Below are 19,559 nucleotides of genomic sequence, written 5' to 3' on the forward strand. Positions count from 1 at the left end.
GAGGTGCTATTGCGGCGTTGTTTCGATCGAAGTCAAAGCGGGGCAAACATGAGTATTGCCGCGCAACTGCTGCTCGGCGCACTGGTGGTGGCGGTGACGATGATCGCGCAGGCGGGCTTTGTTGCCGCGGCCTTCGCCGCATCAGACCGCCTCGTGCCCCCGCGCGTTCGGAGTAGCCGGCTGGCAAGCATGCTGATGCTCGCGGCCGCAACGATCTGGATGCTGGCCGCACTGACCTTCGCGGCATGGTTGTGGGCCGGTCTGTTCCTGTGGCTCGGCGCTTTCGGCTCGCTTGAGCCGGCGCTCTATTTCGCCACCGTGTCACTCACGACATTGGGTTTTGGAGACGTCGTTCTTGCTGAGGATGTCCGGCTCCTGTCTGCGGTTGTCGCCGCCACGGCCTGATCATGTTCGGCCTCAGTACGGCGTTCCTGATCGAATTTGTCAGCGATGTGCGCGAGGAGGAGGAAGAGCGGATCATTGAAAAGGGTCCGTAGAGGGAGGAGGGTCCGAATTTCGGAACGCCCTCACAGAACAGAATAATTTTCGCGCCACCAACACCTTTCCTCACACTGGAGAGCCGACAGCCGCCACGGGACAAAATGCGGAGGCTCTCGAGGCGAAGCCGTCACAGGCGCCCGGATCGGGCAATCGCGCGCGAGAGGCGCAGCGTATACCATAGCGCGAGGAAATAGCCGACCAGAGCGAGCAGGGGCATGCCCAGGATGCGCGGGCCGATGCTATGCTGCATGAGCAGCGACGAGGCAATGTATAGTCCGAGGGTTACGAGAGCCAGCGCAAGCCGGTTGCCCGTGCGTTCCAGACCGGCTTCGGTGCGCTCGATCTGCGGCAGATGAATCTGAAGCGCGGGATGAAACCCCTCCCGCCGGGCCTCGGAAAGCCACGCTGCAGCGGCGCCTGGCAGGTCATAAACCGCAAGGCCAGCCTCAAATCTCAGTCGCGAAAGCGCTGCATGTGACGGACCCTCGGCCAGGGCCATGATTGCAGCGTTGCCCCTTTCAATGAGGGTATCGAGAACGTTCATCGCCGGGTCGAGCGTATGCAATGCATGCTCGACAAGAAACAGGGCTCGCATGAGGACAATCAGATAATGGGGCAACAGTACCGACTCCCTGTTACCCAGCCGCGAAATACGAAGGAACAGGTCCGCCATCGACCATTGCCGCATCGGAAGCGACGCGTATTCGGTCAGGAACTCCTCTAAGCCGTGGACGATTGCCTGCCGTTCACCGGAGATCCGTAGCAGTCCGAGTTCGACTGCCGCATCAAGCATCCAGTCGGCATCCTGATGAACAAAGGCTCGAACGAACAGCGCCAGCCGCCGCCGCGTCGCATGGTCGAGCTGGCCGGTCAGTCCGAAATCATGAAAGCAGATTGTTCCAGCGTCCATGAAGAAGAGGTTCCCGGGATGGGGATCGCCATGGAAGAAACCCAATACGAAGATCTGGTGCAGATAGATTTCTACGAGGTTGGCGGCGTAGCGAGGCCCAGAGCCGGCCAGGGCTGCATCGGAGAGCAGGCGGCCTGAGGAGAATTCCTGGACAAGCACGGTTTCGGAGATGAGGTCATCGATAACTTCGGGGACGTGGACCGTTTCCCAATCCGCAAATGCATCGGCAAAACGGCGAACGGCTCGTGCTTCGAGCCGGAAGTCGGTCTCCCGGCGCAGATTTGTCCAGATCTCATGCGCCAGGCGCACTGGCTCGAAGCGCGCGATTCTGGAGGACAGGGTGCACAGCAGGCGCAGCAGCCCTATCAGCGCGCGCATGTCACGATCGATCTGCGACCTGATCCGCGGGCGTCGCACCTTGATGATCGCTTCGCGGCCGTCCGGCATTTGGGCACGGTGCACCTGCGCGATCGATGCGGCGGCGAGCGGGGTCTCGTCAAATGAACTGAACAGGTCGTGGATTGGCTTGCGGAGGCCAGTCTCGATCTCATGCCTGGCGGCAGCCTGCGGGAATGGCCTGGCGTCCGCCTGAAGCTTGCTCAGCGCTGCAATGTACCGGTCGGGCAAAAGGTCGCGGCGCAGGCTGAGCCCCTGGCCGACCTTGATAAAGGTCGGGCCCAGGCGCTCAAGGGTCGCGCGCAGCCGATCAGGCAGCGTCGAACGGTTGTCCGTGCCGCCTCGGAGTCGTTCGTAAACTGCAACGATCAGGAGACCGAACACCGCTCCACCGATGCGCAAGAACCTCGCAGCTAGCATCATCGGTGCCCGCCTCTTCGTTCGCCACCATGGCCGCCTAAACGCGCCCCTTCAAATCGGTGCGCGCAAATCCATGCTTTGCTCGGGGCAAAGGTCGCGTCCAGGTCAGGTGCTCATAGACACTCGCCCAGTAGAGACCGAATGCGCCGCCGAACATCAATTCCTCGAGCGGTATTCCGCCAGACATCAGCCCCGAAAGTGCCGGCAAATTCCAGACATGTTCGATGTAGCCCGGTGCGCTGAACCGAAGGCCAATCATGAAGATTGCGTAGAAGGCGAGGAAAAGCAGACCGCCATAGAGCGTCTTGGCGCCAAGATCCGGGCGGCACAGAACAGCGGCTCCAGCCCCGGACGCCATGGCGATCACGGCCGGGTAGATCGGATTCCACCCCAGCGTGAGCAGCGGCAGGAAGACCAGAACCGGCGCCGCCAGCGCGAGGCGATGGAACCGGTGCGGGCCATGCGGCGGAACCGGGCGTGTGACCCGCCGTGCCGCCAGATTATAGAGCACGGCGCCGATCCCGCCGATGCTGAATGAAAAGATGATGCTCTCCAGATCAAAGCCGGTCCTTTGCGCGAGGTCGAAGAGGCTCGGCGGGGACCAATAAGCCGGCACGAACAGCGGCTCGCTCAAACCGAAGGGCGCGGTACCGAGCGCAGCCCGCAGCATCAGCGTCCTGTGCTCACGAAATGAGCCGTAAATGACGATAAATGCCAGGAGGAAGGCCAGTGCCCAAAATAACCAGATGTAGTGATAGCCGGTCACGCGCGTTGCCGGAATTGCAACGGCGCGTCTACCGGTTCGCTGCGATCGTAATCGGTGATGTAGTCGCGGGTCAGGGGGACCGCGTCCCGGCGATGGGCCAGTTGCAGCTGGAACACCATCAGCGGCCCGTGGCGGAAAAGCATTTCGCAGGCCGCAAGATAAAATTCCCACATACGGCAGAAACGTTCGTCATAGAGTTCAGCCGCTTCGGCGCGCCGCGCCTGGAACCGTTCGTGCCAGTGCTTCAGCGTATCGGCATAATGCACCCGCAGGATCTCGATATCAGTGATCCACAAACCCGACTTTTCAACGGCTGCCACCACCTCCGATAATGCCGGGATGTACCCGCCGGGGAAGATATATTTGCTGATCCAGGGATCGGCGCCTCCGGGCGGCTCCATGCGCCCGATCGAGTGGATGAGCGCAACGCCATCCGGTTTGAGTGTGCGTGCCACCGATTTGAAGAAGGTGGAATAATCCGGCGGCCCGACATGTTCGAACATTCCGACTGAGACGACCCGGTCGTAAAGACCCATCTCCTCACGATAATCCCGGAGTTCGAACCGGACCTGGCGGGAGAGGCCCGCCGCCTCGGCGCGCGCGCGTGCAGCCGCGAGCTGTTCGGTCGAGAGCGTGACGCCCGTTACATTCGCCTTCGCCGCCTGCGCAAGCTCAAGCGCGAGCCCGCCCCAGCCCGAACCGATATCGAGCACCTCGCATCCGGGCTCGAGCAGTAGCTTTGCGGCCAGATGCCGTTTCTTGGCCGCCTGTGCTTCCTCGAGCGTCTCGTCCCCGGTAGGGAAATAGGCGCAGGAATATTGGCGATCGGAATCGAGAAACAGATCATAGAGCGCGCCCGAGAGATCATAGTGATGCGCGACGTTGGCGCGTGCGCGGTGGCGATGGTTGCGCGGACTCCGATTGCGACCGGTCCGCGCCCGCAGGCGCTGGATCGGATGGCGATCGAACGCCTCCAGCCCGTCGATCGCCAGTTGGAGGAGGTCGTGCAGCGAGCCACGCTCCAGCGTCAGCGTTCCCTCCATATAGGCCTCTCCGAACGCGAGCGAAGGATTGAGCGCGAGGCGCAGAGGCAGCTTCGGGTCGTGCAGGCGCACTGTCACTTTGGGACCGGGACGATGACCGAGGAATTCATGCGATCTTCCCCGATGATCGATGACGGTCAACTGCCCCGTTTGGATCATGGAGCGTAGCAACCGTGAAAGCAACGGCAAGGAACGCGCAGTTCCCGGTGACGAAACGAAGTTCTGCATCAGTGGTCATCCTTATCGGCCAAGACGAAGCCTAGTCACAGACGCCGGGCGAGAGGATTCCTTACACATTCGCCGCAGATCGTCAGGGAGCTTCGCGCAGCTGGCGCATTCGTTCGGCATCGCTGCACTGGCAATCCAGGAACCCGTGAATGACACAGGTGTGGCACATCTGTTCGAGCCGCTGTTTGAGCGCCTGGCGCGCGCGATGTAGCCGGACCGTGACATTGTTGAGCGTGATCCCGAGACTAACGGCAACCCTGTCCCGGGGCTCACCGAGCAAATCGACACGCCAGATGACAGCGGCATATTCCGCCTTGAGTGTCGGCAGCAGCTTATAGAGGCATTGACAGACCGCGTCGTCGATCTCCTTGTCGGGTTCGATCAGCGCTTCGGCCATATTGGCGAGTTCAACGGGATCCACGCCATGCTCGCGCCCCCGGCGCGTTGCCGCTGCGCGCTGATGGTCGACAAGCGTCGTCGCAAGCACCCGTCCGAGCCAGCCGCGAACCGTGCGCACATCGCGCAGATCGCCCGAGCGTTCCAGCGCTTTCAGGATGAAGCGCTGCAACACTTCCTCAGCCTCGTCATTACTGTAGAGGCGACGGCGCAGGAATTTGAGGAGATCGCGGTGACTCTCCACCAGCGCCCTTCTGACCGCCGCGACCATTTCCGACGGCTCTGCTGCTTTGTGTCGTGCGTCTTTTTCCCGTTCATCAGCCATGAAGATCCTCCATCTCCTAGACGGCAGAGTGCGCCGAACATTACGCACAAATGGGAGAAGCTGTTCGCTGTAATGATTGGCGTGAGCCATCGTCCTAACGAACGCAGGCCGGCATTTTACCGGCGGCGGGCGAGGGGCATCGGGATCCGCTCGCCACGCGGCAAAATTCCCGACGCAAAGAGGTCTTCGATGAAATTTCTACCCACCATCCTCACGGCCATGGCCGTTACCCTCGTCCCGGTGGGCGCCTACGCCCAGTCGGCACAGACTCATACGCCAGGTATCGGCCACAGCGTCTTCATGCGCGGGACGGTTGTGCGCGCCTCGGGCAACGACCTTGTCGTCTGCATCGGTAGCGCCGACGGTGCCGAGCCCGGTCAGGAACTGACAGTCTATCGCGTATCCGAGCATCCGCATGGCCCCAAAGGGCCACCGAGCTTTCTGCGGACCGAGGTCGGCACAGTGCGGATACAGCAGATCATCGACCAGCATTTTGCAAATGCCACCGTGACGTCGGGAGCGATCAAGCGCCACGATATAGTCGAGTTGCGGCGGCCCTGACACGGCCTCGTAGCGTCGCGACGCTGGCTTGGAGAGCGGCGTCACGATTGCGGTAATTTGATACTGGCAAGGAGACGATCATGAACGCGGAGCCAGTCTATATTCTCGGCTTTGATGACCCGGCTGCTGGCGATGTCGCCACGGTCGGCGGCAAGAACGCGTCACTTTCGAACATGGTGCGGACCATGCGCAGCGCAGGCCTTGCTGTCCCCGACGGGTTTGCCACGACCGCGTGCGCCTTTCGCGATTATATCGATGCCAACGGTATCGAATCGTCTTTGCGAGCGCAGATTGCCGCCTTCCAGGCGGGAAGGGCGCCACTGCATCAAACAGGCGAGACGATTCGTCGCCTGTTCCTTGAAGGCGAGTTTCCGACAGCGATGGCCGAGGCGATTCGCGAGGCCTATCAGGGTCTCTCACGCGCCGCAGGCGTCGATGAGCTGGGCGTGGCTGTGCGCAGCAGCGCGACGGCCGAAGACCTGCCGGATGCCAGCTTCGCCGGCCAGCAGGAGACATTCCTCAATGTTCGCGGCGAACGCGAACTCCTCGATGCCTGCCGCCGCTGCTTTGCATCGCTGTTTACCGATCGCGCGATCAGCTACCGTGAGGCGAAGAACTTCGATCATTTGAAGGTCGCTCTGTCGATCGGCGTGCAGCGCATGGTCCGTTCCGACCTCGCCGGATCCGGTGTCATGTTCTCGATCGACACGGAGACGGGCTTCCCGAGAACAGTCGTGGTCAGCGCCGCCTGGGGGCTGGGTGAGACCGTCGTTCAGGGAAGCGTGAATCCCGACAAATATCTGGTCTTCAAGCCGCTGCTCGATGAGCCGCGAGTACGCCCGATCATCGAGCGCACATTGGGCGAAAAGGAACGCAAGCTTGTCTATGCACGGGGCGGCAGCGCGCGCACCGTGCTTCGCGATACGACAAGGCGCGAGCGCGAGTCCTTTGTACTCGACGATGAAGAAGTGCTCCAGCTGGCGCGTTGGGCCATGCTCATCGAAGACCATTATGGCCGGCCAATGGACATGGAATGGGCCAAGGACGGCGAGACGGACGAATTGTTCATTGTCCAGGCGCGTCCCGAGACGGTGCAGTCCAGCCGCCACACCGCCAGGTTGAGATCCTATCGCCTGAAAGAGAAGGGCAAGACGTTGCTCACCGGCTCGGCGATCGGTGAGGCGATCGCGACCGGTGCGGTATGCATCATTCGCAGCCCTGCCGATATCGACCGTTTCAGGGACGGTGCGATCCTCGTGACGGAGATGACCGATCCCGACTGGGTGCCGGTCATGAAGCGCGCTGCGGGCATTGTCACCGATCATGGCGGTACGACGAGCCACGCGGCGATCGTCAGCCGCGAACTCGGTGTGCCGGCGATCGTTGGCACCGGTAACGGCACCGATGTGCTGAGCGAAGGCCAGGCGATAACCTTGTCCTGCGCGGAAGGCGATCGTGGCCACGTTTACGAGGGCGCGCTCGCCTTCGATGCCGAAGATATTGATCTTGCCGCAATACCCGATACTCGCACCGCGATCATGGTGAACCTTGCAAGTCCGGCGGCCGCATTGCGCTGGTGGCGTCTGCCGGCAAAGGGCGTCGGGCTAGCCCGTATGGAGTTCATCGTCAGCAATGCGATCAAGGCGCATCCGATGGCCTTGCTGCACCCCGAGCGCGTCACCGACGCTTCCGAGCTGCGCCAGATTCGCGCGCTGACCTCGGGGTTTGCCAATCCGGCCGAATTCTTCATCGAGACGCTCGCACTTGGCATCGCCAAGATCGCCGCGGTTTACCACCCATATCCCGTGATCGTGCGGTTGAGCGACTTCAAGACGAATGAGTATGCCCATCTCCTGGGCGGAGCCGCCTTCGAGCCGAGCGAAGAAAATCCGATGCTCGGGTTCCGGGGCGCCTCGCGCTATTATGATGAACGCTATCGCGAAGGCTTTGCGCTTGAATGTCGCGCGCTGAAACGTGTTCGCGAGGACATCGGCTTTCGCAATGTCATCGTCATGGTGCCTTTCTGCCGGACACCTGCAGAGGCGGATCGTGTGCTGGAAGTGATGGCGGAAAATGGGCTCGCTCGGGGCGGCGCCGACCTCGAAGTCTACATGATGTGCGAGATCCCGTCGAACGTCATCCTTGCCGAGCAGTTCGCGACGCGTTTCGACGGGTTTTCGATCGGCAGCAACGATCTGACCCAGTTGACGCTTGGCGTCGACCGCGACTCGGGCGATCTTGCACCGTTGTTCGATGAACGAAGTGAAGCAGTCACCCGCTTGATCGACGAGGCCATCGTCAAGGCCCATGATGCCGGAATCAAGGTCGGCATCTGCGGACAGGCTCCCAGCAACTATCCCGAGTTCGCGGCTTTTCTCGTGCAGGAGGGTATCGATTCAATCTCGCTCAATCCGGACAGCTTCGTGGCGACGATCCGCCATGTCGCCGAGGTCGAGCGAGCACTCGCGTCCGGAAGCCGAACCGACACTGCGACCCGCAGCACTGAAACCGCGCAATAGAATGAGGCCATGACCCTCTGCGGGCGAACTCACCCTGCGCTGCCCAACGGCTTGGCGTTCTGGATCGTGCAGCAGTGTCGGATCGCTCTCTGCACGAATCCCACAGACCTCGGCGCCCTGGGGAGCAAGCGTCCACCACGCGGACGATGAAGGTATATCGACGTGAATCGCACACGAGCTCGACCGCGCAGGATTCCCGGCAAGCAATACAGCCGGTGGAGCGACGGTGCGAACCATGCTGTGGAGGCGTTGCGGTCCCGGATTTTCGATTTCGCGTGGGCGCTATGGACAGCGCTGTTCGCGCCGGTGATTCCGCTCTTGTGGCTTGCCGGCTCGCCGCCACGGCTTGTCCGCAAGCTCACGCGGATCTGGGCGCGGGGCGTGCTTGTCGAACTCGCCTGGATCGTCGGGCTCAACTATGTCGAACAAGGGCGCGGCCACATTCCGCATGAACCCTGCCTCATCATCTGCAACCATCAGTCGACCTGGGAGACGCTGGCGGCGCTCGTGCTGTTTCCCGATGTCGCGATTATCGCGAAACGAGAGCTGCTGCGAATCCCGGTGCTGGGTTGGTTCCTGCGCCGGTCGCCGATGATTATCATAGACCGTTCCGACGGTGCGGCGGCGCTTCGGACGATGATAGAGGAGGGCACTGCCGCGCTCGCCGACGGGCGATCGGTGCTGATCTTTCCGGAAGGAACGCGCAGATGTCCGAGTGAACCGATCCAATTCAAGCGCGGCGTCGATCTGCTCTACAAGAGGTTGGGCGCGCCGGCTTTGCCTGTCGTCGTCGATTCGGGGAAGTTCTGGGGTGTCGCTTCTCGTCGCAAACGGCGGGGCACGATTACGGTGACCTATCTTTCCCTCATCCCGGCCGGGTTGAGCCTGGCCGATTTCGCTCGCCACGGCGAGCAGCAGATGCAGGCGGTGCATGCGGCTGCATCGCTGGTCGAATAGGGTCGATGCATGTTATTCTCTCTTCGCTGGGAGCGGTCCGCCGATTTAGAGAAGCGGACTGAGCAAACGGGCGACATTCTCGACAGTCTTCGCGAGCAACGGACGCTGACTCCATTGCTCCGGTGCCAAGCGCTCGCCTCTCGCGATATTGAGTGCCTGTTCCGCCTGAAGGCCCGCAGTCGCGGTCCTATCGTAGATGATCAAGCTGGCTTCACCGTTCAACAGGAAGGAACGTATATCGATGTTGCTTGAACCGATAACGGCGATTTCGTCGTCGATGGTGAGGTGCTTGGCATGGAGAAAGCCATCATGGAATAGGTGAATGGCGACTCCGGCCCGCAGCAGTTCGTCATAATAGGAACGCTGCGCAAGACCGACCAAGGGGTGATCGGCAACACGCGATAATATAAGTTTTACCTCGACGCCGCGCAGGACTGCTGTTTGCAGCGCCTTCAACAAGGCCTCGTCGGGAATGAAATAGGGTGTGGTGATCGTGATGCGGTGACGAGCGCCATGGACGAGCGCGACGATCAGCCGTTCTGCACCGGATATGGGGTAATCGGGACCGCTGGGTAACAGTTGGGCAACGGCTCCGGCGCGTGGATGGTGATGGGGGAAGAGCGCTGGACTGTCCAGTACGCGCCCTGTCTCGAGGAACCAGTCGGCGACAAACACCGCCTGGAATTCGAGTACAACCGGCCCGCTGGTTCGCGCTACAAGTTCCCTGTTGACGAGACCCGGAGAGAACTCCGCCGCTATCAGATTCTGAGAGCCGATGTAGCCGCAGCGCCCGTCGATGATGACGATCTTGCGGTGATTGCGCAGGTCGACCCGCGTTGAGCGCCGCTGGAAGAAGGTGACGGGAAGTGCGCGTTCAATCTCGACGCCGCCCGATGCGAGGCGCCGTCTCAGGCGGCGCGCCCAGGGACGCGAGCCCAGAGCGTCGATCAATACCCGGCATGCGACGCCGCGTTCAGCCGCCCGCAGCAGCGCATCGACTACTCGCCCGCCGGTGAGATCGTCGGCAAACATATACATCAGGATGTGAACATGGTCGGCGGCGTTCTCGATGTCGGCGACCAGTCGGTCGACCATGCCGTCATAGTCCGATAGAAATTCAACGCTATTGCTGCCGAGCGTCGGGAACTGGCCAAGCCGTTCGATCAGAAGCGCGGCTGGCAAGAAGCGTTCCGGTAGGTCTGGCCGACAGCAATGTTGCGAATGTTTGATTTCGCGCGAGGCTCTGGCGAGGAGATCTTGGGCAGCCTCGAACCGCCGCTTCCGCCACCGTGGATAGGTGGGGCGTCCGATTATCAGATAGAGAACGAGCGCCGGGATCGGCAGGAAGAAGACGAGAAGCAGCCAGCCGCGCGCGGCTTCGGGCGAGCGCCGGAACGGCACGACCACCAGCATTATAATCCGAATTGCCCATTCGACCGCAATGTAGCCAAGGCCGAGAGGGTCGATAGCACCGAGATTTGTCACGGTTAGTTCCCTTTCATCGGGGTCCATGCCAAACGGCTCTGGTCACATCTCCCTCCGTCGATGTTACGCAATTCGTCAATCTGGAGCGAGATTTTCGCCGACAGCGGCGCCCTGCGGGAAAGCTCGACGGATACGCGACATCGTCAGAGCGTTGCAATTGGTTGCTCGGCGACGGAACGCCAGCTGCGTTGACGATAACGCCATAGGTAAGGAGAGCGTCGAGTGGCCTCCCTTGGTTCGGCGTTACCGCTGGCGCGACCACGAGACTCTCCTTCGTGCTGACGGCGCTTCGGTATATTGCCAGTCGAACCGCGAGAGGCCGGTCTCCGTGCTTGGCCGCGATAATGGCGCCTTCCCGGCCAAGCATGACGGCCACGGCGCAAACCGCGTCGCCGGCACTCGGGCTGAGAGGCACAGCGGCAATCGGCTTCACAAGCGCATTCTCAGGTGTCCTTGCCACGTTATCCGGCAGACTTCTCCGCCACGGGCCCATCGGTTTCGTGGGCGGCCGTATCGGTGCCTGGCTCGCGAGCTTTCCACCAGATCATCGCCAATAGATACAGGGACATCAGCGCGCCGCCAAAGCAGAAGACCGAAATATATGCAAACCGGAAAAAAAGATTGGTCACCAAAAATACGAATGCGACCAAAAGTCCAAATATCCGAACCTCGGGCCGCGAAGCGAGAAGCAGAGGCAAAATGACCGCGGTGAAATAGATGACGACGGTAAGCTCGCGAGCGACAAGAAAATCGAACAGCATGATTCCGCCATAGGAAATCGCATGCGGAAGAAATGTCACGGACATCCAGTCTTCGTGCACAAGATAAGGCAGGTATTGCCCTCCGCCTAGGACCGCGCCCATGACCGCAAAGCCGAGATAAAGCGGTTTGCGGCGGACCGGCTCGAGAAAGAAGATTGCCGAGGGCACCCAGACCGGCCAGGCCAGCCAGGAGAAGAACATGTACGCAAGCGTGAAGCGCTGGACCGCCGCAGGATCGCTTGCAGAGCCGGACGTCCAGACCAGGCCCTCGAACAACTGCTGGATGCCGAACAGGAAGGGCAGGGCGCAGATTCCGAGATAACGGCGATCTGTCCGGAATGCGATATAGCTGCTCGCGAGCCCGGCTGGCAGGAGCACGGTAGCGGCGGCGAAGCTGGCTTCGGCTGAGAAGCACATGTCAGTCCTGCTTCGCTGTGGGCGGGAAGGCCAACCTGGAGCAAGCCCTTGCGGCACGGATAGCCATTGCCGGGAGAAGATGGTCGACCGCGTTCGTGGCGAGACCATTTTGAGGTAGCCACGACGCATGGCTTCGTTCTTGCCGGGCCACAACGCTTCCGCTGGTCGGAACCAGCCGGCGAACGTGCGCGCTGCGCTGACAGAGCCAAGCTAATGGGATCGTCCTCATCACGGTGCAATAAGACCCTGTTCCAGCGCAGCATTGTCATAGAGGAAGACGGCGTTCGGATCGGGGAGGCGATGATCGGCGTGTGACGCTTCGCCGAGACGGCTCAGCAAATCGCTGATCAGCGAAAGCCGCGTGTGATGTTTGTCGTCGGCTCGAACCACGGTCCACGGTGCGGCGATGCTGTGCGTGCGCGCAAGCATTTCGTTGCGAGCCGTGCTGTAAGCGTTCCAGCGCTTTGTGGCTTCATCGTCAACCGGGCTGATCTTCCACTGTTTAAGGGGATCCTTCCGTCTTGCCGCAAGGCGCTTTTTCTGCTCCGACTTCGAGATATCGAGATAATATTTGACCAATGTGATGCCGCAATGGGCAAGAAGCTGCTCGAACATCGGCACGGTCGCCATGAATTCCTCATAGTCGGCGTCTGTGCAATATCCCATTACCCGCTCGACGCCAGCGCGGTTATACCAACTGCGGTTGAACAGAACGATCTCTCCTGCAGCCGGGAGATGACTCGTCCAGCGCTGGAAATACCAGGATCTGCGATCATGGTCCGACGGTGGACCCAGCGCGACCACGCGCGTTTCGCGTGGGCTGAGATGCTTGACGATTCGTTTGATCGTCCCGTCTTTGCCTGCCGCATCCCTTCCTTCGAAAATGATCAGCAATTTGCGGCCATCGGCGATGATCTGCCGCTGCAGGGCGCTGAGCCCGACCTGGAGCGCGCGAAGCTGCTCGGCATAGGAGTGCTTCTCCTTTTCATTCATGCTCATCTGCGCCTCTTCACTTTCAGGCTTTGCGCGGACTTCCTCGGTCCGCCCTTCGCGATAACAATTCGACCCATAATAATCGTCCCCGCCAAGGGTACTCGTGCTCTCAGGATGGCGGGTTGGAATGATGGGTGGACGAGAGCTTTGACCATGTCGGGATAAATCCGGGAACCCGCTTCATGTACGCGCGGTACTCTTCGCCGAAAGTCGCGAGCGCTTCGCGCTCTTCGTTTCGCGCCAAGCGGACATACATGAAGGTGAGGACCGGGAACATCGCGAGGGTCAGCACGGTCGGCCATTGGAACAGGAACCCGAGCATGATGAGAATGAACCCGTCATATTGCGGATGCCGCACATAGGAATAAATGCCTTCTGTCGCGAGGAGATTGTTCTTTTGCGCGCGGTAGAGGCGGGCCCAACCGCTCGAAATAAGCCAGAAGCCGCCTCCGATCAGAACGAAGCTCGCAATATGAAACGGCCCGAAATGGGGGTTGGCCTGCCACCCGAACAGTTCTTCGAGGAGGTGTCCGGCGTCATGCGAGAACCAGTTCACCTCCGGATAGCGGCTCTGGAGCCACCCCGAGAGCAGATAGATGGTCAGCGGGAAGCCATACATTTCCGCGAACAGAGCAACGAGAAAGGCGCTGAAGGCGCTGAACGAGCGCCAGTCGCGCTTTGTCTGCGGTTTGAAGAAGCTGAATGCGAAAAAGATGAAGATCGCGGCATTCACGAATGCCAGACCCCAGAGCCCATATGCGGGTGCTTCGCTGTGCATGGCCTTGCCTCCGGATCAGTGGCGGTGGGAGCCGGAACCGGCTGCCGTGTCCGTGCCGGGCCGACCCCTTCCATGGTCGAGAGGGGCGTGCCCGCCATGTCCGCCATGGCCACCATGCATGAACATATGTAACAGCGGACAGGCCAGCAGCAGTAGCACCCACGGAAGAATTCCGAGCATATGCGCCCGGTGCTCGGCCAGAAGGAAGAATGCTGCGATTCCGGCGAAGGCGACAAAGGCGAGCGCGATGCGCCAGGTCGAACTGTTGGGCCTCGCGCCCGTTGACCGGTCATGTCTCTCGTAGTCCATATCTTGCACCCCATTCAGGCCATCAGGTCATGATTTAGCTGTTTGGAAAGACGCATGATCCACGTCCCCATTACAGTTGCCCTTGGTATGCGCGTCCAGATTTCCAACGCGCTAGCAATTGTGGGGCCGCCGCCGTCGATCAGACCGGCTTCATTCCTGGTCCGGATTGTCGGGAACGCCTGCCGAACGTTAGGATTATCATTAGAATTCCAAGGTTCGCACCATATTGTCGTTTTTCTATTGTAGTCTCTCCTAGTTCGGCTAACCATGCGGAGCACTGTGGCTGGCTCGCTGCACGAGAAGGATGCCGCCGAGAATCAGAATGGCGCCTCCGGCCTGTGTCCATGTGAGCCGTTCGCCGAACAGGGACGTACCGATAGCGAGGCCGATGATCGGTACCAGAAAGGTGAAGGCATTTGCCTTGGTGAGGCCAACCTGTTCCAACGCCCTAAACCAGAGCCAAAATGCAACTGAAGTGCCCAATACGGCCAAGGTGAGTAAAATCGCGGCAAATTCAAGCGACCAGGAAAATGAAGCCAAATCTTCGGTCGTAGTTGATAGAAGCGCCAGAGGAATTGCACCGATTGACAGTTGAAATCCCATCGCGATAAGCCCATCGGCTCGGCCTGTGAGGCGCTTGATGCCGATATTGCCTAGCGCAACACCGGTTACCGCAAGAGCAACATAGGCAATACCGAGGCGGTAATTGGGCATATCGCCTGAAGCGACAGCGGGCCAGGCAATGACAAAGACGCCAAGAAGGCCCACCACGAGGCCGGCCTTGCCACTCAAGGAAAGCCGCTCTTGCAGGATACCGTGGGCGAGAAGCGCGGTTAGAAGTGGCTGCGTATTGGTGATGACAGTCGCAATACCAGGCGTAACATATTCGGCGGCATGGAACATGCCCAGAAACCCAAGGGTCGTTGAGCCAAAGCCTACTGTGGTGATCAAAATCCAGGTATGAAAATCGCGGGGCAGGGGTCGGCGCAGCAAAATGGCCAGCAGAATGAGGCTCAGTCCAGCAATTGCGGCGCGCATTGCTGCAAAGGCGACGTGAGGAGCCAGGTCAAGACCTATAGTGATGAGCGGGAAACAGCCCGCCCAGAGCAGCATCACGGCAAGCAGCCTGATTATTGAACCGGTAGATATTTTGTTAGCACAGTGCACTCTTCGCCGCACGGCGCCCCAATAAAAGGCCATCCGATCATCAACCTTCCGCGAATATGAGCGACAGTGAACCGTCTGGTACCTCACACCGAACGCCCCATTCCCGATTCCGATGCGCGCGCTCGCTTTCGCTTTTTGTATAATCCTTGCCTCTGACCTCCCTACCCATCCGTTCGCCCTTGTGAATACCGCAGTTCCTTTCCGTATCGCTTGCGCGGACCTCGAACCTGATGACGTCTCTTGCGGTCGACAAATCCGCTTCATCGCTCCAATTCTCGAGCCTCCGGAAGTCTGCATGAAATCGCATACCGACATTGCGATGCCACGCGCGCACGAGGGCGCGACGCCCAGCACGCGCGAGAGCAATCGCGCAAACGAGGCCCGTCGGACCCGCGCCGATAACCATCACCTGGCCGCTTACATTATTACGGACGAAAGCCGGGTGCGCGTGTGTTGCGCGGACAGGAAACTCGGGGGCTGGCCGATCGTTTCCGGTCCCGGTTCCGGTCCGCGCGAGCAATGGCTGACCTTGGTGCGTGATCATCTCGCAAGTGGACGGCAGGCACGCTCGGGCTGCGGCGCGCAGTGAAGACTTGCCTCGGGGAGGTGCGGCGCCACCGGTGCTCGTGGCCTGCGATGGTGCATCAGCGCCGCCACGGCGAGCGAGGCCAGCCGTGCCGGCACCGGATCCGCGCGCGACGTCAGCACCACCGGCACCGCCAAGCCGACTGCGATGCCTGCCGCAGTGGCTCCCGCCAGGTATTCAAGGTTTTTCGCGAGGATGTTTCCCGAGACCAGATCAGGGACGAGCAGAATGTCTGCGTCACCGGCCACGGCTGAAGCAATCCCCTTGTCCGCGGCTGCCTGGCTCGAGATGGCATTGTCGAAGGCGAGCGGACCGTCGACCAGGGCGCCGGTAATTTGTCCGCGCTGCGCCATGAGCGTCAGACATGCCGCATCGAGTGTCGAGACGATTTCGGGGTTGACCGTCTCTATCGCCGAGAGGACGGCAGCCTTTGGCGTCTCGACCCCAAGGAGCTGGAATAGGTTGATCGCATTTTGCAGGATCTGGGCCTTGGCGCTGAGGTCGGGCGCGATGTTGATCGCCGCGTCGGTAATCCCGAGGAGTCTTGACCGGGTTGCGACGTCGACCAGGAAGACATGACTGACCCGCTCGCCTGGCACACGCAACCCAAGTTCCTTGTCGAGCATAGCGTGCATCAAGCTGTCGGTGTGGATATGTCCTTTCATCACTGCGTCGGCCTTGCCCTCGCGGGCGAGTTCCACAGCTTTTGCTGCCGCGGCAGTTCCCGAACCGGCGGGGACCATCCAATCAGCCGCCGGCGTCCATTCGATATCATTGCAGATCGCGGCGATCACCTCCGGATCGCCAACTAGACGCGGCTCGACCAAGCCGAGTCCCTGCGCTTCGCGCATAGTTTCCAGAACTTCCGATTGCGCGGCATCAGCTACAGCAACGCGAATGGGTCCAAGGCCGGTTGCCTGTTCGACGAGGCGCTGCAGATGTGGGGCAGGGGGGGCCAAGTTCACGCCACCTGCCTTGCGGGCTGCACGGCCAGCAGCCGGCGCATGTGCCGCGCTATCATTTGTTCTTCGTCGGTTGCGAATGCTTCAACGACGACGTGGCCCGCAGCCGACGAGATGACCCGTGCACCATCTGTGTTGCGCTTGGGATCCAGGGCGACGCCCAGATAGCCGAGATCCGCGCAAATGTCGGCGCGAACCATGGGTGCATTGGCGCCGATTCCGCCGGTAAATACCAGGCGATCGAGGCCGCCCAAGGCGGCGGTCAGTGCGGCCAAGTGTAAGCGCGCCTGATAGCAGAAGTACGCCACGGCCTCGAGAGCGGACTGGTCCGTGGGCCGTGCCAGCAATTCCTGCATGTTGCGGCTGAAACCGGACAATCCCAGCAGTCCCGATTCCTCGTAAAGGAGATGCTGGAGCCGATCTGCGGACAAGTCCATTTCTGTCAGCAAGTAAAGGATGATGCCCGGGTCGAGGTCGCCGCAGCGCGTCCCCATGGGCAGACCGCTCAATGTGCTGAAACCCATCGTCGTCTCGACGCTTCTGCCGCCCCTCAGCGCACACATCGAAGCCCCGTTCCCGAGATGGGCAACGATGACGCGCTCGCCATCGACGTCGACCTCCTCGCTGCGCAGCCGATCAACGACATATTCGTAGGAAAGGCCATGAAAGCCGTAACGGCGGATGCCTTGGTCACGCAACTCGCGCGGCAAACCCGTCAGGGTTGCGAGGTGCGGCATGCCATGATGAAAGGCGGTATCGAAGCAGGCGATTTGGGACAGGTCTGGGCGAGCGCTGCGGACTGCGGCGATTCCGGCCAGATTGTGCGGTTGATGCAGCGGAGCAAGCGGCACGAACTCGCGCAACCGCGCCTCCAGCGTCTCCGTTACGAATGTGGCGCAATCACATTCCGCGCCGCCATGGACAATGCGGTGCCCGACTGCCGCCAAACCGTATCCGGCGGTGTGCGGGTCGATCGCATCGAAAAGCAGATGCAAAGCCATGTCGTGGTCAGCGACTTGTGTCGCTTCATCGAACGCCGTCGTCCCTGCTACGTCAACGGCGTGAAAACGGCCATGTGCAAGGCCGATGCGGTCGATGGCCCCTGACCAGAGGCGCGCTGGGGGATCTACGGTCGAAAAGAGCGCGAACTTCACGCTCGACGAGCCGCTGTTAATGACCAGAATGGCATCGCCTGCAGCTGCTCGCAGTTGGGGCTGCGTGGGGCGACCATTGCTAGGCATGCTTGCTGCCCGCAAAGCCGTACAGCCAGCCAAAGATTTGCTCGCAGGTCTTGTCCCTGGCTTGCCGCGCGTCTTCGAGTGCTTGGGTGATCGCGCCGATTACGTCTTTTTCCCGCTGAACCAACGGCTGGTTGGGTGACAGCGGCTTGCGCCTTTGCGAGATCGCACCCGCCAACATTGCGGCACCGCGCATCCAGGGATTGAATGCCTCGGAATGGAGATAGCGGCTCGTCCGCATCGGGTGGAGCCACTTGAGCGCCTCGGCGGTCCAGGGATTGGCCAGTGCCTGCACCCACGGGCTCATGAAGGTCCGGTACAGCGCCTCGTTTTGCTCGGAGATCTGCCTGACGCGTTCGAATGCCTCGCGCGGATAATCCCTATCGAGATCCTCGACCTCGCGCGGTTCGAAACGGACACTGAAATCAGGCTTGTGACAATCCGGATCGCCGGAAGGATTGTCGATCTTCATTTCGTAAAGCCCCGGCGGCAGAGCTTCGATCTCCTCCAGGCTTTCGACGATGGCGCGATGCTCGAGACGCGCGACGCTCGCCGAAACAAAAATGCCAAGATGGCCGACATGAGGATTTGTCAGATAGACGATGCGTTGTCCCGCTTGCTTCAGGTCCTCGGTGTCGCGATAGACGGCAGGGATCCAGCCGAGCGCCTGCTGCGGCGGCGTGATGTTGTCGCCATAAGAGGCGAAGATGACGAGCGGGTTTCGGATGCGGCGCAAATCGGCAAAGGCCCCTTCGCAGATGCGCAGCCGTCCCTGCTCGAGCGCGTTGCCGATGAACAGATTTTCGACGATCGCAAGCATTTCTTGGCGACTGAGAAAGTAGAAGCCGTTCCACCAGCGTTCAAATTCCAGAAAGCGCTCGCGTTCGCTGTCGACATTGGCGAATAGATGCGCATATTTTTCCCAGATAGCCTTTTCCGGTTTCAGATTCTCGAAGTTCTCGGCAAGCCACGCCCCATCGAAGCGGCCGTTGCCCAGATCCGAGAGGAAATGCGTCAGCCACGCGCCCCCAAGTAGGCCGCCCGCCAGGCGCATCGGATTGATGCCGGATTCGCCGGCCCAGTAAGACAGAGGCGAACCGTTCAAGACCGCAGGGCCAACCAGGCCTTCGCAGTCGGCGGATAATAACGTCACCGCCCACCCGGCCTGGCAGTTGCCGTATGTAATCGGCGCTTTGTTCGGGTGCCGCCGTGCGACTTCTTCGACGAAACGCCGCAGCGTATGGAGGACGTCGGTGAGGGTTTGCGCGAGAGCGGGCTCGGGAAAGAAGATCACGAAATAGACCGGATGGCCTTCGCGCATGGCCATGCCGACTTCGGAATCGCGCTTGAATCCGCCGATGCCGGGGCCGTGGCCGGCGCGCGGATCGACGACGATGATCGGCGGTTTGTTGGGGTCGACGCAATCCTCCCAGCAATCTCCGCCGATCTCGGTGATGCGAAGAAGGGCGTAATTGGTCGGTCGCTCGAAACGGCGCGCGTCAAGCAGCGTCTCATATTGGAAATCGAGAAGTGGCGGCAAGCCGGCGCGCTCATGTTCGAGCATGTTGTTCGCCCGCTGACGCAGCGTATCCCAGAACAGGATCGTTCGCTCCATGAAATCCCGCTGATAGGCGACGAACTCGTCGAGCGTGGGAAGATCCGGAATGGGCCCGGAGTCCGAAGGAATTCGTTTTGGCGCTTCGCCCAGTGATTGGGGAGGACGGTTTCCTGATTGCCGCGACGGCGCCGCCGAAGTTGGTAATGTTCCGCTGGTTTGAATGGATGAAGAAGCCATAATTTCGCTGTTTCGCAAAAGATTGAAGAGCAAGCTGAAATTCGAA

At 60.8% G+C, this 19,559-nt stretch carries 18 protein-coding genes; 5 read left to right on the forward strand and 13 right to left on the reverse strand.

Annotated features, from left to right (window positions below; translation table 11 throughout):
• Window positions 1–48: 48 nt before the first annotated feature.
• Window positions 49–405 (forward strand): ion channel, encoded by a 357-nt coding sequence (locus PP1Y_RS17670; protein ID WP_051010063.1) that lies wholly within the window; start codon window positions 49–51, stop codon window positions 403–405.
• Window positions 406–628: 223 nt separating this feature from the next.
• Here PP1Y_RS17670 and PP1Y_RS17675 read toward each other — a convergent pair whose 3' ends face one another.
• The 4 genes from PP1Y_RS17675 to PP1Y_RS17690 all read right to left on the reverse strand — a co-directional run bounded on the left by PP1Y_RS17675 (window position 629) and on the right by PP1Y_RS17690 (window position 4,985).
• A complete protein-coding gene (locus tag PP1Y_RS17675; protein ID WP_051010064.1) occupies window positions 629–2,230 on the reverse strand; it encodes an AarF/ABC1/UbiB kinase family protein in 1,602 nt (533 codons plus the stop codon).
• A gap of 34 nt (window positions 2,231–2,264) precedes the next feature.
• A complete protein-coding gene (locus PP1Y_RS17680; RefSeq protein WP_013833443.1) occupies window positions 2,265–2,993 on the reverse strand; it encodes a lycopene cyclase domain-containing protein in 729 nt (242 codons plus the stop codon).
• A complete protein-coding gene (locus tag PP1Y_RS17685; RefSeq protein ID WP_013833444.1) occupies window positions 2,990–4,195 on the reverse strand; it encodes a cyclopropane-fatty-acyl-phospholipid synthase family protein in 1,206 nt (401 codons plus the stop codon). Before PP1Y_RS17685 ends, PP1Y_RS17680 begins: the two co-directional genes overlap by 4 nt.
• 151 nt (window positions 4,196–4,346) lie before the next feature.
• Complete coding sequence (locus PP1Y_RS17690) at window positions 4,347–4,985, reverse strand: RNA polymerase sigma factor (RefSeq protein WP_013833445.1); 639 nt, start codon at window positions 4,983–4,985, stop codon at window positions 4,347–4,349.
• A gap of 189 nt (window positions 4,986–5,174) precedes the next feature.
• On the opposite strand from PP1Y_RS17690, the gene PP1Y_RS17695 reads away from it, so the two are divergent.
• From PP1Y_RS17695 to PP1Y_RS17705, 3 genes are all read left to right on the forward strand, one after another.
• Window positions 5,175–5,546, forward strand: coding sequence for a hypothetical protein (locus PP1Y_RS17695; protein ID WP_041558963.1), 372 nt, complete (start codon window positions 5,175–5,177; stop codon window positions 5,544–5,546).
• A gap of 80 nt (window positions 5,547–5,626) precedes the next feature.
• Window positions 5,627–8,065 (forward strand): phosphoenolpyruvate synthase, encoded by a 2,439-nt coding sequence (gene ppsA / locus PP1Y_RS17700; RefSeq protein WP_013833447.1) that lies wholly within the window; start codon window positions 5,627–5,629, stop codon window positions 8,063–8,065.
• 240 nt (window positions 8,066–8,305) lie between these two features.
• On the forward strand, window positions 8,306–9,022 hold the full coding sequence (locus tag PP1Y_RS17705; protein WP_013833448.1) for a 1-acyl-sn-glycerol-3-phosphate acyltransferase: 717 nt from the start codon (window positions 8,306–8,308) through the stop codon (window positions 9,020–9,022).
• A gap of 45 nt (window positions 9,023–9,067) precedes the next feature.
• Here PP1Y_RS17705 and cls read toward each other — a convergent pair whose 3' ends face one another.
• The 6 genes from cls to PP1Y_RS17735 form a co-directional block, all read right to left on the reverse strand.
• Complete coding sequence (gene cls, locus PP1Y_RS17710; RefSeq protein WP_013833449.1) at window positions 9,068–10,534, reverse strand: cardiolipin synthase; 1,467 nt, start codon at window positions 10,532–10,534, stop codon at window positions 9,068–9,070.
• Between the two features lie 434 nt (window positions 10,535–10,968).
• The gene (locus PP1Y_RS17715; protein ID WP_013833450.1) at window positions 10,969–11,685 is read right to left on the reverse strand and encodes a DUF6629 family protein; all 717 of its coding nucleotides are present in this window, start codon (window positions 11,683–11,685) and stop codon (window positions 10,969–10,971) included.
• Between the two features lie 228 nt (window positions 11,686–11,913).
• A complete protein-coding gene (gene ppk2 / locus PP1Y_RS17720) occupies window positions 11,914–12,684 on the reverse strand; it encodes a polyphosphate kinase 2 (protein WP_148275001.1) in 771 nt (256 codons plus the stop codon).
• A gap of 103 nt (window positions 12,685–12,787) precedes the next feature.
• Complete coding sequence (locus tag PP1Y_RS17725) at window positions 12,788–13,456, reverse strand: isoprenylcysteine carboxylmethyltransferase family protein (RefSeq protein WP_013833452.1); 669 nt, start codon at window positions 13,454–13,456, stop codon at window positions 12,788–12,790.
• Between the two features lie 15 nt (window positions 13,457–13,471).
• Window positions 13,472–13,765, reverse strand: coding sequence for a DUF2933 domain-containing protein (locus tag PP1Y_RS26510; RefSeq protein ID WP_051010065.1), 294 nt, complete (start codon window positions 13,763–13,765; stop codon window positions 13,472–13,474).
• A gap of 261 nt (window positions 13,766–14,026) precedes the next feature.
• Window positions 14,027–14,878, reverse strand: coding sequence for a DMT family transporter (locus PP1Y_RS17735; protein ID WP_232512737.1), 852 nt, complete (start codon window positions 14,876–14,878; stop codon window positions 14,027–14,029).
• Between the two features lie 349 nt (window positions 14,879–15,227).
• Between PP1Y_RS17735 and PP1Y_RS26390 the strand changes: the two genes are divergently transcribed.
• The gene (locus PP1Y_RS26390; RefSeq protein WP_041558964.1) at window positions 15,228–15,521 is read left to right on the forward strand and encodes a hypothetical protein; all 294 of its coding nucleotides are present in this window, start codon (window positions 15,228–15,230) and stop codon (window positions 15,519–15,521) included.
• On the opposite strand, the gene PP1Y_RS17745 is transcribed toward PP1Y_RS26390, so the two are convergent.
• Genes PP1Y_RS17745 through PP1Y_RS17755 form a run of 3 tightly spaced genes read right to left on the reverse strand, consistent with a single transcriptional unit; the run spans window position 15,473 to window position 19,546 of the window.
• Complete coding sequence (locus tag PP1Y_RS17745; RefSeq protein ID WP_013833455.1) at window positions 15,473–16,483, reverse strand: bifunctional enoyl-CoA hydratase/phosphate acetyltransferase; 1,011 nt, start codon at window positions 16,481–16,483, stop codon at window positions 15,473–15,475. The two genes, PP1Y_RS26390 and PP1Y_RS17745, sit on opposite strands and share 49 nt — an antisense overlap.
• A complete protein-coding gene (locus PP1Y_RS17750; protein ID WP_013833456.1) occupies window positions 16,480–17,721 on the reverse strand; it encodes an acetate/propionate family kinase in 1,242 nt (413 codons plus the stop codon). The genes PP1Y_RS17745 and PP1Y_RS17750 overlap by 4 nt, the downstream gene beginning before the upstream one ends.
• Window positions 17,714–19,546, reverse strand: a complete 1,833-nt coding sequence (locus tag PP1Y_RS17755; protein ID WP_232512424.1) for a DUF3141 domain-containing protein — start codon at window positions 19,544–19,546, stop codon at window positions 17,714–17,716. Before PP1Y_RS17755 ends, PP1Y_RS17750 begins: the two co-directional genes overlap by 8 nt.
• Between the last annotated feature and the right edge of the window lie 13 nt (window positions 19,547–19,559).

Origin of the sequence: Novosphingobium sp. PP1Y, assembly GCF_000253255.1 — a bacterium.
Classification (GTDB): Bacteria; Pseudomonadota; Alphaproteobacteria; order Sphingomonadales; family Sphingomonadaceae; genus Novosphingobium.

Bases quoted from the DNA above. Each gene is read 5' to 3' on its own strand.
- ppsA (WP_013833447.1), top strand. From the start codon at position 5,627: ATGAACGCGGAGCCAGTCTATATTCTCGGCTTTGATGACCCGGCTGCT.
- PP1Y_RS17670 (WP_051010063.1), top strand. From the start codon at position 49: ATGAGTATTGCCGCGCAACTGCTGCTCGGCGCACTGGTGGTGGCGGTG.
- PP1Y_RS17685 (WP_013833444.1), bottom strand. From the start codon at position 4,195: ATGATCCAAACGGGGCAGTTGACCGTCATCGATCATCGGGGAAGATCG.
- PP1Y_RS26510 (WP_051010065.1), bottom strand. From the start codon at position 13,765: ATGGACTACGAGAGACATGACCGGTCAACGGGCGCGAGGCCCAACAGT.
- PP1Y_RS17750 (WP_013833456.1), bottom strand. From the start codon at position 17,721: ATGCCTAGCAATGGTCGCCCCACGCAGCCCCAACTGCGAGCAGCTGCA.
- cls (WP_013833449.1), bottom strand. From the start codon at position 10,534: ATGGACCCCGATGAAAGGGAACTAACCGTGACAAATCTCGGTGCTATC.
- PP1Y_RS17725 (WP_013833452.1), bottom strand. From the start codon at position 13,456: ATGCACAGCGAAGCACCCGCATATGGGCTCTGGGGTCTGGCATTCGTG.
- PP1Y_RS17695 (WP_041558963.1), top strand. From the start codon at position 5,175: ATGAAATTTCTACCCACCATCCTCACGGCCATGGCCGTTACCCTCGTC.
- PP1Y_RS17675 (WP_051010064.1), bottom strand. From the start codon at position 2,230: ATGATGCTAGCTGCGAGGTTCTTGCGCATCGGTGGAGCGGTGTTCGGT.
- PP1Y_RS17735 (WP_232512737.1), bottom strand. From the start codon at position 14,878: ATGCTGCTCTGGGCGGGCTGTTTCCCGCTCATCACTATAGGTCTTGAC.
- PP1Y_RS17715 (WP_013833450.1), bottom strand. From the start codon at position 11,685: ATGTGCTTCTCAGCCGAAGCCAGCTTCGCCGCCGCTACCGTGCTCCTG.
- PP1Y_RS26390 (WP_041558964.1), top strand. From the start codon at position 15,228: ATGAAATCGCATACCGACATTGCGATGCCACGCGCGCACGAGGGCGCG.
- PP1Y_RS17690 (WP_013833445.1), bottom strand. From the start codon at position 4,985: ATGGCTGATGAACGGGAAAAAGACGCACGACACAAAGCAGCAGAGCCG.
- ppk2 (WP_148275001.1), bottom strand. From the start codon at position 12,684: ATGAGCATGAATGAAAAGGAGAAGCACTCCTATGCCGAGCAGCTTCGC.